The 13,399-nt window shown below is 64.0% G+C and carries 9 protein-coding genes and 1 pseudogene; 8 read left to right on the top strand and 2 right to left on the bottom strand.

Annotated elements, in window-relative coordinates; genetic code table 11:
* Positions 1–20 precede the first annotated feature (20 nt).
* The 6 genes and pseudogenes from AC07WT_RS13250 (at position 21) to rfbC (ending at position 8,915) form a co-directional block, all read left to right on the top strand.
* Positions 21–1,457 (top strand): TldD/PmbA family protein, encoded by a 1,437-nt coding sequence (locus AC07WT_RS13250; protein WP_494947448.1) that lies wholly within the window; start codon positions 21–23, stop codon positions 1,455–1,457.
* Entirely contained in the window at positions 1,457–2,818 is a 1,362-nt protein-coding gene (locus AC07WT_RS13245) for a TldD/PmbA family protein (protein ID WP_494947447.1), read from the top strand. Before AC07WT_RS13250 ends, AC07WT_RS13245 begins: the two co-directional genes overlap by 1 nt.
* A gap of 52 nt (positions 2,819–2,870) precedes the next feature.
* Positions 2,871–3,191: pseudogene (locus tag AC07WT_RS13240) on the top strand (GNAT family N-acetyltransferase); the annotation flags it as partial.
* 12 nt (positions 3,192–3,203) lie between these two features.
* Positions 3,204–6,404: a multidrug efflux RND transporter permease subunit gene (locus tag AC07WT_RS13235; protein WP_494947446.1), complete on the top strand. Its 3,201-nt coding sequence runs from the start codon at positions 3,204–3,206 to the stop codon at positions 6,402–6,404.
* A gap of 839 nt (positions 6,405–7,243) precedes the next feature.
* Entirely contained in the window at positions 7,244–8,239 is a 996-nt protein-coding gene (locus AC07WT_RS13230; protein WP_494947445.1) for a GlxA family transcriptional regulator, read from the top strand.
* Between the two features lie 124 nt (positions 8,240–8,363).
* Positions 8,364–8,915, top strand: coding sequence for a dTDP-4-dehydrorhamnose 3,5-epimerase (gene rfbC / locus AC07WT_RS13225; RefSeq protein ID WP_494947444.1), 552 nt, complete (start codon positions 8,364–8,366; stop codon positions 8,913–8,915).
* Positions 8,916–9,049: 134 nt separating this feature from the next.
* Here rfbC and AC07WT_RS13220 read toward each other — a convergent pair whose 3' ends face one another.
* Positions 9,050–9,673, bottom strand: a complete 624-nt coding sequence (locus AC07WT_RS13220; protein WP_494947443.1) for a LysE/ArgO family amino acid transporter — start codon at positions 9,671–9,673, stop codon at positions 9,050–9,052.
* A gap of 97 nt (positions 9,674–9,770) precedes the next feature.
* Between AC07WT_RS13220 and AC07WT_RS13215 the strand changes: the two genes are divergently transcribed.
* Positions 9,771–10,664, top strand: coding sequence for a LysR family transcriptional regulator ArgP (locus AC07WT_RS13215; RefSeq protein WP_492593617.1), 894 nt, complete (start codon positions 9,771–9,773; stop codon positions 10,662–10,664).
* Between the two features lie 56 nt (positions 10,665–10,720).
* Here AC07WT_RS13215 and AC07WT_RS13210 read toward each other — a convergent pair whose 3' ends face one another.
* Entirely contained in the window at positions 10,721–12,091 is a 1,371-nt protein-coding gene (locus AC07WT_RS13210; protein WP_494947442.1) for an NAD(P)/FAD-dependent oxidoreductase, read from the bottom strand.
* 198 nt (positions 12,092–12,289) lie between these two features.
* Here AC07WT_RS13210 and AC07WT_RS13205 point away from each other — a divergent pair, with 198 nt between their 5' ends.
* Complete coding sequence (locus AC07WT_RS13205; RefSeq protein ID WP_492593615.1) at positions 12,290–13,249, top strand: LysR family transcriptional regulator; 960 nt, start codon at positions 12,290–12,292, stop codon at positions 13,247–13,249.
* Positions 13,250–13,399 lie beyond the last annotated feature (150 nt).

Below are 13,399 nucleotides of genomic sequence, written 5' to 3'. Positions count from 1 at the left end.
GACTCATACGGGAACCTCGAATGATTGACGAACGTTGGGCGCAAGCCGCCCGGTCGCTGACGAGCCGCGCGGCCTTCTGGTCGCTGCGCATTGTCGACGAACAGATCGACGACCATGAAGTCCGCAACGACATTGCCCAGCCGCTGCGCACGGTGCGCGATCGCGGTGCGATGCTGATCGCATGGGCTGGCGCGGGAGCGGGCTATGCGGCCACGGCGAATCTGTCCGCCGCCGGTTTGCAGGCCGCGCTCGACATCGCGACCGCGCGCGCGGAAGCGAGCGCCGCGCTATCGCTGATCGATCATCGCGAGGTGGTGCGTCCGGCTGCGAGCGGCCGCTATGTGTCGCCGAATGCGCAGCACGCGTTACCCGGCCGCGCCGAATGGCTCGACCTGTTGGGCGTGGAATGCGCGAGCGCGAATCTCGATGCCCGTATTGTCGAGCGTGTGGCGGCTGTGCAGATCACGCATGCCGATCAGCTTTACATCACTGGCGACGGCGTGCGGATCGATCAGCAGTTCCGCTTTGTCATGCCCCAATTGAGCGTGGCCGCTCATGCGAACGGCGACACCCAGGTGCGCACGCTCGGCGGCAACTACGGCACGCTCGGTCAGGGCGGCATCGAAGTGCTGGCGCGCTTCGGCTTCGAAGGCGCGGGCGTACGGGTCGCCCGTGAAGCAGTGCAGTTGCTGGCCGCGCCGAATTGCCCTTCGGGCAAGCGCGATCTGCTGCTGATGCCCGATCAGATGATGCTGCAGATTCACGAGTCGATCGGCCATCCGCTCGAACTCGACCGCATTCTCGGCGACGAGCGCAACTTCGCGGGCTGGAGCTTCGTCAAGCAGGAGATGTTCGGTTCGTACCGCTACGGTTCGGCGCTGCTGAACGTCACCTTCGACCCGGAATTGCGTGAGGAAGCCGCCGCGTACGCGTTCGACGACGACGGCACCGAAGCGCGCAAGCAGTATCTGATTCGCGACGGCGTGCTCGAACGGCCGCTTGGCGGCGCGCTCTCGCAGCAACGCGCGCATATGCCGGGCGTCGCCAATTCGCGAGCGTCGAACTGGAACCGGCCGCCGATCGACCGCATGGCGAATCTGAACGTCGAGCCCGGCCATAGTTCGCTGGACGAAATGATCGGCAACATCGAGCACGGTATTCTGATGCGAACCAACACCTCCTGGTCGATCGACGACCATCGCAACAAATTCCAGTTCGGCTGCGAGTTCGGGCAGTTGATCGAAAACGGCAAGCTCACCCAGGTCGTCAAGCAGCCGAACTATCGCGGCATCTCGGCGAATTTCTGGCGCAGCCTGAGCGCGGTGGGCAATGCGGGCACGCGCGAGGTGTACGGCACCTCGATGTGCGGCAAGGGTGAACCGGCGCAGCTCATTCGCGTCGGTCATGCATCGCCGGCTTGCGTGTTCAGCAACGTCGACGTGTTCGGAGGCGCCTGATGAGCCAATTCATGTCCTCGCGGGCCGGTGCATCGCTCGACTGGCAGCGGCATTTCACGGCGCTGTCCGACGCGATCGAGCACATGCGGAAGGGTAGTGAAATCACGCTGAGTTCGTTTGCCGGCGAGCAGTCGGACTTCATCCGCTTCAATGCCGGCAAGGTGCGGCAGATCGGCAGCGTGTCGCAAGGCAAGCTGACCTTGCGGCTGATCGACGGCGCGCGCCAGGCCTATTCGACGCTGACCGTATGCGGCGACCTGCAACAGGATCTGGACGAGGTGAGCGCGGCGCTCGCCACCTTGCGCGACGGCCTGCGCAATGCGGCGGACGATCCGCATCTGCTGTTCGATACATCGCGATGGCAGCGCGCCACGCAGCGTTCTGGCAAGCTGCCGGACCCGCAAGCGTTGTTGCGCACCGTCGCCGAATGCGCGCAAGGGCTGGATTTCGTCGGCTTTTACGCGGGCGGCACGATCGTCCGCGGCTTCGCGTCCACCAGCGGCAGCCGCGGCTGGTACGAGGTCGACAACTTCAATTTCAGCTGGTCGCTGTACGACCCGAGCGGCCGCGCGATCAAAACGACCTACGCCGGCGACGACTGGAGCGACGCCATCTTCGCGCGCAAAGTCGAGCAGGCGGCGGGCCGCCTTGCCGTGCTCGCGCGCATGCCGCGTGCGTTGGCGCCGGGGCGTTACCGCTCGTATCTGGCGCCCGCGGCACTTGCGGAATTGCTCGGTGTGAGCGCATGGAGCGGTTTCTCCGCGCGAGCCCAGGCGAGCTCACGCAGCGAGTTGTACAAACTGCACACCGGCGAAGTCGCGCTCGATCCGCGCGTGAGCTTGAGCGAAGACCTCGATCTCGGCATCACGCCGGGCTTTAACGACGACGGCTATCTGCGCGAAAGCGTGCCGCTGATCCAGGCGGGGCGAAGCGCCGAGCGCTTGACCAATGCCCGCAGCGCACGCGAGTACGGTTTGACGCCCAACGGCGCGCTGGCGAACGAATCGCCGGCGGCGCTCTCGATGGAAGGCGGCGATCTGGCGGAACAGGACGTGCTGGCGAAACTCGATACCGGCCTCTACATCGGCAATCTCTGGTACGTGAATTTCTCGGACCGGATGAATTGCCGCCTGACCGGCATGACGCGCTTCGCGACCTTTTGGGTCGAACATGGACAGATCGTCGCGCCGCTCGAAGCGATGCGTTTCGACGACAGCCTGTACCGGCTGCTCGGCGGCGAACTCGAACAGCTCGGCGCGCAACCCGAGTTGCTGCTGAGCGATTCGACATGGGGCGAGCGCGCAACCGGCGGCGTGCAATTGCCCGGCATTCTGGCGCGATCTTTTGAATTGACCTTATGAGCCTATGGATCAACACATAAAAACAAAATCTAAACCTGAGAGATTGCCCGAGGGACTGACCGGACTTACGGTTTTTCGGCCGTGCCGTGCACACGGCGCGGAGTTAGGATTGGCGGTGCACGACGCGTATCATGGGCGCGGTGTCGGCACGGCGCTCCTGCAGGCGCTGACCGAATGCGCGGATGCGTCGCTCGGTTTGCGCCGCATCGAACTCACCGTGTTCACCGACAATGCGCCGGCCATCGCGCTGTATCGCAAGTTCGGTTTCGTCGAAGAAGGCCGCTCGCGTGGTTATGCGATGCGCGACGGTGTGCTGGCCGATGTGCTGCATGTGGCCCGTCTGGTCGACGCGCCGCGCTTTCTTGCCACTTGAACGGACTTTTGCGTGCCATTTTTTTTCATCGACCGCCCGGTCTTCGCATGGATCGTCGCGCTCGCCATTGTCGTGGCGGGCGCGCTCGCTATTCCGCAACTGCCGGTCGCGCAGTATCCGCGCCTCGCACCGCCGCGCGTCGTCATCAGCGCCACCTATCCAGGCGCGTCGACTGAAGTCGTGGACGCGAACGTCGGCAGCATCATCGAGGAGAGTCTCGATGGCGCCGACAACATGCTGTACTACGAAACGACCAGCGACAACCTCGGCGAACTCGAAATCGCCGTGACCTTCGCGCCGGGCACCAATCCCGATCTCGCAATGGTCGACGTGCAGAACCGCCTGAAGCAGATCGAGTCGCGCCTGCCGCAGCAAGTCGTGCAGCAGGGCATCAGCGTGTTCAAGGCGGCCAACACCTTCCTGATGCTGGTCGCGCTCACCTCCACCGACGGCACGCGAGACTCCGTGCAGTTGAGCGACTATCTGAGCCGCTACGTGATGCGCGAACTGAAGCGCGCGCCCGGCGTGGGCTCCGCCCAGTTGTGGGACGCCGACGAAGCGCTGCGCATCTGGCTCGACCCGATGAAGCTGCGCGAGTACGGCCTGGGCGCCGCCGAAGTGAACGCCGCGATCGCCGCGCAAAACGCCACGGTGACGGCGGGGACTTTGGGCGATGTGCCGTTCGTCGCGGGTCAGCAATTGACCGCTTCGGTGAGCGTGAAGGGCCAACTGATCTCGCCCGCCGAATTCGGCGAGATCGTGTTGAAGGCGAATCCCGATGGCTCGGCGGTGCGCCTGCGCGATGTCGCGCGCGTCGAGCTCGGCCGCGACAACTATTCGTACTGGTCGCGCCTGAACGGAAAAGCCGCGGCCACCGTCGGCATTCAACTCGGCCCGCGCGGCAATGCGCTCGAAACATCCAACGCGATCCGCGCGCGGCTCGCCGAATTGTCGAAACGTTTGCCGCCTGGCGTCGCCGTCGACATTCCCTTCGACAACGCGCATTTCGTGCAGATCGCGATTCACGACGTGCTCGTGACGCTGCTCGAAGCCGTGGTGCTGGTGTTCTTCGTGATGTGGCTGTTCCTGCGCGATCTGCGCTACACGCTGGTGCCGACCGTGGTGATCCCGGTCACGCTGATGGGCGCGTTTTTCGCGATGTATGTGTGCGGTCTGTCGATCAACGTGTTCACGATGTTCGGCCTGGTGCTGGCGATCGGCATTCTCGTCGACGATGCGATCGTGGTGGTCGAAAGCGTGCATCGCGTGATGGAAGAGGAGGGCCTGCCGCCGCGCGAGGCTACGCGCCAAGCCATGACGCAGATCGGCGGCGCGATCGTCGGCGTGACCGCGGTGTTGACGGCGGTGTTCGTGCCGATGGCGTTTTTTCCCGGCGGCGTCGGCGGAATCTACCGGCAGTTCGCGGTGGCGATGATCGCGTCGATGCTGGTGTCGTCGTTCATGGCGCTTTCATTGACGCCCGCGTTGTGCGCCAACTTGCTGAAGGCGCACAAGCACTCGGTCCGTCAGCGCAATGCGCGCCGCGGCTTGCCCGGTTTGGCGGCACGCGCGGCGAGCCGTTTCACGTCCGGCTTCGAGCGCGCCGCGAGCGGTTATCGCGGGCTCGCGGCGCGCATTCTGCGCCGCGTCGCGCCGATGCTGGCGATTTACGCGGTGCTGGTCGGCGTGTGCGGCGTGCTGTATTGGCAGATGCCCGGCGGCTTTCTGCCGAGCGAGGACGAAGGCCAGTTGCAGGTGACGGTGCAGTTGCCCGCCGGCGCGACCCAGGCGCGCACGCTGGCGGCGGTCGAGCGCATGGAAAAGATTCTGCACGCCGAGCCGGCCATTTCGAACGTCACCAGTGTGATGGGCTGGAGCTTTACCGGCAGCGGCCAGAACGTGGCGATGGCATTTGTCGAACTGAAGGACTGGGACAAGCGCGACACCGGTGCGCTGGCGTTGCGCGACAAGCTCAACGAGCAGTTCGGGAAGATCCTCGACGGCAATGTGGAAGCACAATTGCCGCCTTCGGTGCCGGGTCTCGGGCATTCGGACGGTTTCGTGTTCCGGCTCGAAGATCGCGGCGGGGTCGGTCTGGATACGCTGAAGGCCGCACGCGAGCAGCTGTTTGCGCAGGCCAAGGCAAGCCCGGTGCTGGCCTCAGTGCACTCCGAAGATTTGCCGGACGCGCCGCGCGTCGAACTCGATATCGACCGCGCGAAAGCGTACGCGCTCGGTGTGCCGTTCGAGCGCATTGCCGAAGTGCTGGGCAGCACGTTCGGCGCGACCTACATCGACGATTTTCCGGCAGGCGGCCGCATGCGCCGCGTGATGATCGCCGCCGACGCGGCCACCCGCATGACCGACGACGATCTGATGGCGCTCGCGGTGCCCAACGCCACGGGCGGGATGGTGCCGCTGTCGGCGATTGCGACGCGCCACTGGACCATCGGCCCGGTGATGCTGAGCCGCTACAACGGTTATCCGTCGCTCGACGTCAGCGGCCGCGCGGCGCCGGGTTATAGCTCAGGTGCGGCGATGGCCGAGATGGAACGGCTTGCGGCGGCGCTGCCGGTGGGCGTCGGTTATGACTGGGTCGACGCGGCGCGCGAGGAAACCGCGGCGGCGCGGCTCACGCCGCTGCTGATCGGTTTGTCGCTGCTGGCGGTGTTCATGGCGCTGGCCGCGCTCTATGAAAGCTGGACGATTCCGCTTTCGGTCTTGATGGTGGTGCCGCTCGGCGTGATCGGCGCAGTCGCCGCGGTGCTGTTGCGCGGCATGCCCAACGACGTCTACTTCAAGGTCGGCATGATTACCGTGATCGGCCTCGCAGCGAAGAACGCGATTCTGATCGTGCAGTTCGCCCGCGATCTGCACCAGCGCGGCTTGCCTTTGACGCGTGCCGTGACCGAGGCCGCCGCCGCGCGCTTCCGGCCAATCGTGATGACCTCGGCGGCGTTTTTGCTCGGCGTCGTGCCGCTGGTGGTGTCGAGCGGCGCGGGTGCCGAAAGCCGCCGCTCGATCGGTACCGGCGTGTTCGGCGGGGTGCTCGCTGCCACGCTGTTCGGGCTCGTGTTCGCGCCTGTTGCGTTTCATGCGGTCGTGTCGCTCACGCATGGCAGGCGGCGGCTCGCGGAGCTGAATCGCAGGCGCATCGAGCGGCGTGAGCGCCGCGCGGAAAGCGAAGCCGGCCGCCTGACCAATGGCCGGTGACAGCGTGGAAGCATGAACCCGTGCGGCCGCGGGGTTGAACGCACGGTTCGACCCGCCGGTCGTCGGTGAAGCCCTTCCGGCTCTCACGATGCGCAAATGATGGCGCCGCCAGCCGGCGCGAAGTCTTGAAGGGCGCGATCCGCGGATGAAACTCTGTTTAAGCACGGGAGCGCGAAGGGATATTCGGACCGCTCAATCGTCTGATGTTTTCGATTTTGCGATGCAAGATTGTCAAGTTATGTAAGATATTAAGGTCTCTGATGTTTCAATAATGAAACGATTTTGCTCGTTTCAAATCTGGCACCGAATTACTTAATCCGGCATGAAGCAATATAATGCGCGGATTACCGCGCTGGTCGAGTCAATAAATTCCCGGTTTGCGAATTGAAAACCGGATTGAATGTGTATTATCTGTGAGGTTTGTATTTCAGGTTTGAAACACTTTTGTCTGCCGGAATCGCGAGTCGAATCGACGAATTCACAGTGTGGGAATAAGCTGGGCGGTTGTCTGACTCGGCTTGAAAGGTAATGTGCATGCGTGTCTGCGAGATTGAAGCGAGGCGCGCTTTGCCGCGAATCCGTCGTAGTCTGCGGTTTCGCGAGCTTATCTCCTTATTCTCATATGAAACGCGCGCAGCAAATGGTTTTCTTCATACCTTCGGATTCGCACTGACTGACTGTTTTTCAAATTTACTATAGCGGTGCATTCCGCTAACATCTCGCATAATCCGCCAAACAACGTTGCCGGCGGATTTAAGCAGCCATAATAAACGCACGCATATCGGCCGGCCTGACGGTTCAACGGGGTCCGCAATGCATTACCGCTTTGGGGAAAGATCATGCCGCACATGAGCATCGATACTGCGAGGATCACCTGGTTGCACACGCCGAACCTGAACGTGCGTTCTGCCGCGCGGCGCATCGGCGTATTGCTGTTCGACGGTTTCTGGCTGCTCGGACCCGGCACGGTGGTCGAGATGTTCCAGACCGCCAACGAACTCGCCGGTTCAAGGGCCGGAGAATACCCGCCGTATGAAGTGCAGTTTCTATCGATGGACGGCGGCAGCGTCACCAGTTCTTCGTCGGTACGCATCTGGACCGACCGTATCGATGCGCGCTACGGCGCCGGTTTCGACGTGCTGTTCATCGCGGGAGGCTACGGTGCGCATGTGGCCGCGCGCGACGAGCGGCTGTTGAGCTGGCTGCGATCGGTGCAAACGCGCACCCGCACGATCGAAACGATCGGCGAGGGCCGTCTCGTGCTCGAAGCCGCCGGCCCGTTCGAGCATGACGGCCTGCAGGCGAGCCGTCATTTGGGCCACGTTGCGGCCGAGGCCGCGCTCAACGCCGCCGACGACCGTCACGACTGCGCGCGCAGCGCCCTGATGTTCATCAAGCGCGATCTCGGCGCGGAACTCGCGCGCAGCGTCGCCGATCGTGTGATGCCGGGCATGGCCGCCACATGGGTGCCGCTGCCGGCTGAAGGCGGCACGCTCAGCGTGGCCGAAAAAATCCGCGCCGCCGCGCGATGGATGGAAGCGAACTGCGACCGTCCGGTGTCGGTTGCCGATGCCGCGCAGGTGGCGGCCATGAGCGAGCGCAATTTCCTGCGCCGCTTCAAGCATGAAATGCAGGTGACGCCATCCGACTATCTGCTGCAGGTGCGGCTGCGCATTGCCTGCAACTTCCTGACCGAAACCGAATTGCCGGTCGACAAGATCGCGCGGCGCAGCGGCACCGGCAACGGCGATCGTCTGGCGAAGATCTTTCGCAAGCGTATGGCGTTGTCGCCCACCGAATATCGTGCGCGCAGCCGGGTAGCGAGCGAGGCGTAGACATGCGCCGGCGCCGGGCCGACGACGCAGGGTAAAAAAACCGTTCAAACCGTTCAAACCGTTCGACATGGCTGGATTGCCGGCCGTGCTTTCGCCGGGCAGGCTTCTTACGGGCACAGTGGCAATGGGCAACAAGGTAACCGCGACGGCATTGCCGGATGTGAAGGTCATCGAGCCCGAGGTGTTCAGCGACGAATTTGGCTTCTGCTTCGAGAGCTTTAGCGCGGACGAATTTACCGACGATGTGGCGCACGGATTCAGCTTCGTGCAGGACCGTCATCTGCGTGCGGTGCGTGGCGTCCTGCGCGGTTTGCATTATCAGGTGCAGCGCCCGCAAGGGCGGCTCGTGCGGGTGGTGGTGGGCGAGGTATTCGACGTCGTCGTGGACGTAAGGCTTCGTTCGTCGAGCTTCGGCAAATGGTGCGGCGTGTATCTGAGCGCGGCCAACCATCGGCAGATATGGGTGCCGCCGGGCTTCGCGCACGGCTTCGTGGTGTTGTCCGACAGTGCCGAATGCCTGTGGAAGACCACCGAATACTGGTTCCCCGAACTCGAGCGCTGCATTTTGTGGAGAGATCCGGACATCGGCATCGAGTGGCCGATCGATTTCACGCCGACCCTCGGCGCGAAGGATGCAGCGGGCCGGCGGCTCTACGAAGCGGAAAACATCGCCTGACGGCGGCGCGCGGCAACCCGAAGCAGCGAAGGCAACTTCATGCAAGTTCATGCAACCGCAGGCGGCGACGGATTACGGCCAGGCGGCGCCAGGCGCGGGCGACGTGCAACGAAGCAGCAACCCATCCGAACGGCTCAACGAAGCTGCGTCACCGCGAGCAGCAACACCATGCTGCCGATCGCACCGTCCAGCACGCGCCACGCGGTTGCGCGGCGAAACAGCGGCGCCAACGCTCGCGCACCGTAACCCAGGCCGAGAAACCAGATCCCGCTCACGGCCATCGCGCCGAGCGCGAACGCCACGCGTGCGCCTTCCGGTTCACGCGCACCGGCCGTGCCGATCAGCAGGAACGTGTCGAGATACACGTGCGGATTGAGCCACGTGAAGGCCAGCGTCATCAGGATGATCGGCATCGCGCGTTGCACGGGAGGCGTAACCGTGCCATTCGCGTTCGCGTCCAGAACGGCATGCCCCGGCCGCAGCGCGCGCCGCAGCGCATTGATGCCGAACCACGCCAGATAGGCGAGCCCCACGTACAGCATGGCGTGCACGAACACCGGATAGCGCTCGACCAGCACCGACGCGCCGCCGACGCCCGCGCCGATCAGGATGAAGTCCGAGAGCACGCACAACGCGACGATCTTGCCGACGTGCGAGCGCATGATCCCTTGCCGCAGCACGAACGCATTCTGCGCGCCGATCGTCACGATCAGCGACGCGCACAGCGCTGCACCGTGGGAAAAAGACAGCCAATTCATAATCGATCCAGTAGACGGGAGAAACGAACAGCGCTAGTCTGCGGTTTTGCTTCGCCTAAGAGAAGCTAATTTACTTAATGCAGATTAAGGAGCGCTAATGCTCGACTATGCACTGCTCGATGCGCTGGCCGCCGTGGTGCGTCACGGTTCGTTCGACCGCGCGGCCAGCGAGCTGAATGTGACGCCGTCCGCGGTATCGCAACGGGTCAAGCTGCTGGAGGAGCGGGTGGGCAGCGTGCTCGTCAAGCGTGGTCAGCCGTGCGTCGCGACCACCTCGGGCGCGCTGCTGTGCCGCCATACCGAACGCGTGCAGTTACTGGAGGCGGAGCTGACCGGCCGGCTGCCGGCGCTGCCCGGCGCGCTGGTCGAGCCGTGGCCGGCGCTGCGCGTGGCCGTCAACGACGACAGTGTTGGCACCTGGTTTATCGATGCGGTGGCGGGTTTCTGTGCCGAGCGGGAAATGCTGCTCGATCTGGTGATCGACGATCAGGACCACACGGCCGAGCGGATTCGCGACGGCAGCGTGCAGGGCGCGGTCACGACGCAAGCCGAGCCGGTGCAGGGCTGCCGCTCGACGCGCCTCGGCCGGATGCGCTATCTGGCGGTCTGTTCGCCCGACTTTCTGGCGCGCCATTTTGCCGGCGGCATCACGCGCGAGACCTTGCGGCGTGCACCGTGCGTCGATTTCAATCCGAAGGATCAGTTGCAAAAGCGCTTCATGCGCCGCATCACACGGGCGGAACTCGATCCGCCGCTGCACTGGATTCCGCACGTTGCCGGCTTCTTGCGCGCCTGCGTGACCGGGCTCGGCTGGGGCATGTGCCCGGAACGGATGATCGCGCCGCATCTGGCCAGCGGCGAACTGGTCGACATGGCGCCCGGCAAGCATCTCGACATCGATCTGTATTGGCAGAGCTGGCGCCTCTCGATCGGCTGGCTCGACGATTTCGGCGTGGTGCTGCGCAAGCGGGCGGCCGAGTTTCTCGACTGAGGCCGCCCGCGGATCTTTCGAAGAAGATCCGCGGCGCTTTTCGATGCTTGCCGGCTTCAGTGAAGTCGGATCACCGGATGCACGCGCCTGCGCAACCAGTGGCTCGCTGTATCGAGCGCCATGCGCGCGAAGCCGGTCAGCGTCATCACGTGGCGGCGGTAGATGAGCTTGTAGACGGCCGTTGCCAGCCAGCCGTCGACGAACACCGGCCGCGTCAGCAAGCTGCTGCTCAGGTTGCCGATCGTGCCTTCACGGCCGAAACCGACCAGCGTGCCAGCATCGCGATACGCGAACTCGGGCAACGCCTCGCCGGCCACCCGGCACTTCAAAGCACGCGCGAGGAACAGCGCCTGCTGATGCGCGACCTGGGCGCGCGGCGCCAGAAACGCACCCGCGGTTTCAGAAGGGCAGGCCGCGCAATCGCCTAGCCCGAATATGTTCGCGTCATTCGTGCACTGCAGCGTGCGGTTCACCAGCACCTGGGCGTTGCGATTGACCGCGATGCCGTCCAGTGTGCGCAACACCGGTGGCCCCGCGATACCCGCGGTCCAGATCGCGATGTCGCTCGCGAGCGGTGCGCCGTCGTTCGTCAACACGGCGTCGGCCCGCACTTCGGTGACGCGCGTCGCGTTCAATACTTCGACGCCGAGGTTCTCGAGCATCCGTTGTGCACGCGTCGAAATCGTGTCGGACAACGCAGGCAGCACGCGCTCGCCGCTTTCGATCAGACGGACGCGAAAGTCATGCACCGGATCGAGTGCGAACGGGCTATAGCGCTTCAGCAGACGCACAGTGTCGCGCAAGGCCGCGGCGAGTTCGACGCCGGTTGCGCCCGCGCCGACGATGTTGATCGACACGGGCGTGTCCGCCTGCGAAGTGCGAGCGCGGCGCGCATGGTTTGCGCGAAGACAGGTGTCGAGCAGCTTGCGGCGGAACGCTTCCGCATGCGCGACCGATTCGAGCGGCAACGCGTGTTCTGCCGCGCCTGGCACGCCGAAATATTGCGTGACGCTGCCCATTGCCAGCACCAGCGTATCGAACCCAAGCTGACGCGCGGGCAGGATTTCGCGGCCGTCGGCGTCGTGCAGTGCGTTCACGGTGACGTGCTGTTGCGCGCGATCGAGCGCCGCGAGTTCACCCTGTTCGAATTCGAAACCGTACCGCTGCGCCTGCACTGCGTATTGCAGTTGATGCGTGGCCGGATCGAGCTGGCCGGAAGCGGCTTCGTGCAGCAACGGCTTCCAGAAATGCGTCGGCCAGCGGTCGACCAGCACGATCTTCGCGAGCCCCTCGCGACCGAGCGTTTCGGACAGACGCGTAGCGAGCCCAAGGCCGCCGACGCCACCGCCGACGATCACGATCCTGTGTGCCGCGCTTCGCGTGGCGTCTGATGCTGTAGAGCTTGCCTGCCGATCGACTGCGCCCATGATCCGTATCCTCCCGAAGTTATCCGAGCTGCTTATCCGCACTGGTTATTCACAATGAGCCCAATGAGCCGGAGACGGCGTCAACGTGTCAGCGCGCCATACAAAACATGCACAGGCCTCATCTGTCAGGGTCAGTATAGAATCGGCCTAATCAGCAGCACAATTTAATGTTTATGAAGAACATATAGGTTAGGACTTATGCTAAAGGCAGCCACGTTCCGCCAATTGAAGGCCTTGCATACCGTCGCGAAACTCGGCAGCGTGTCGCGCGCGGCGGAAGAATTGCGCCTCACGCAGCCGGCGGTATCGCTCCAGGTGCGTCTGCTCGAAGACGCCGCCGGCGCGCCGCTATTGCAGCGGGTCGGCCGTGGCGTGCAATTGACGGCGGCGGGCGAAATCCTCGCGCGCTACGCGCTGGAGATTCTCGATTTATGGAACGGCGCGGCGGACGATCTGGCCGCGTTGCACGGAGAGCAGGGCGGCACCTTGCGGATCGGCGCGATCACCACCGCGGAATATCTGATCCCGCCGTTTCTGGTGCGCTTCACCGAATTGCGCCCGCAAGTGAAGGTGCAGTTCAAGGTCGGCAATCGCGCCGACATCATCCGCATGCTCGCCACGCACGAGATCGATCTCGCGGTGATGGGCAGCGCGCCGCGCGAATTGCGCACGGTGGCCACCGCGTTTGCGAAGCATCCGATGGCGTTCGTCGCCTCGCCCGCGCATGCGCTGATGAAAAAAAAGCGCCTGTCGCTCGACGACCTGCAATCCGCGAATCTATTCGTGCGGGAGCGGGGCTCGGGCACGCGCTCGACTGTCGAGAATCTGTTTCGGCAAGCCGGTCACAAACTGCATATCGGTTCTGAGCTGTCGAGCAACGAGGCGATCAAGCAACTGGTCGAAGCGGGATTGGGCATCGCGTTTCTGTCGCTGCATGCCTGTTCGCTGGAGTTTCAGGCCGGCTTGCTCGCGTTGCTGCCGTTGCCCGCCAATCCGATCGAGCGCGACTGGTATGTGATGCACGTGTCCGATAAACGCTTGCCGCATGTCGCCAGCCTGTTCCGCGATTTTCTGATCGAGCAGGGCGTGTCCGGCGCAGTGCCGATTCCGCTGCCCACCCTGGCGGCGGCAAAGCGGCGGCGCCAGCGCCTCGCCTAAAGCAGCAGTTCGATCGAATGAAACAGGCGGCGCTGCTCGGGGTCTTGCGAGCGCGCCCCTTCGTCGATCACTTCACATAATCTGGCGCCTGCGTGGTATTTGATTGGATGTGGGGCGGTGTCGTTGTTGCCGCTTCCGTTTATGCGGGAG

It is taken from the genome of Paraburkholderia sp. GW821-FHT02A12, from assembly GCF_059422005.1.
The sequence above is the reverse complement of the archived record's forward strand: the minus strand, read 5'-3'. Positions and strand labels throughout refer to the sequence as shown.

Excerpts from the sequence above, each read along its gene's own strand:
- AC07WT_RS13250 (WP_494947448.1), top strand. The coding sequence starts at position 21 with ATGATTGACGAACGTTGGGCGCAAGCCGCCCGGTCGCTGACGAGCCGC.
- AC07WT_RS13245 (WP_494947447.1), top strand. The coding sequence starts at position 1,457 with ATGAGCCAATTCATGTCCTCGCGGGCCGGTGCATCGCTCGACTGGCAG.
- AC07WT_RS13230 (WP_494947445.1), top strand. The coding sequence starts at position 7,244 with ATGCCGCACATGAGCATCGATACTGCGAGGATCACCTGGTTGCACACG.
- rfbC (WP_494947444.1), top strand. The coding sequence starts at position 8,364 with ATGGGCAACAAGGTAACCGCGACGGCATTGCCGGATGTGAAGGTCATC.
- AC07WT_RS13220 (WP_494947443.1), bottom strand. The coding sequence starts at position 9,673 with ATGAATTGGCTGTCTTTTTCCCACGGTGCAGCGCTGTGCGCGTCGCTG.
- AC07WT_RS13215 (WP_492593617.1), top strand. The coding sequence starts at position 9,771 with ATGCTCGACTATGCACTGCTCGATGCGCTGGCCGCCGTGGTGCGTCAC.
- AC07WT_RS13210 (WP_494947442.1), bottom strand. The coding sequence starts at position 12,091 with ATGGGCGCAGTCGATCGGCAGGCAAGCTCTACAGCATCAGACGCCACG.
- AC07WT_RS13205 (WP_492593615.1), top strand. The coding sequence starts at position 12,290 with ATGCTAAAGGCAGCCACGTTCCGCCAATTGAAGGCCTTGCATACCGTC.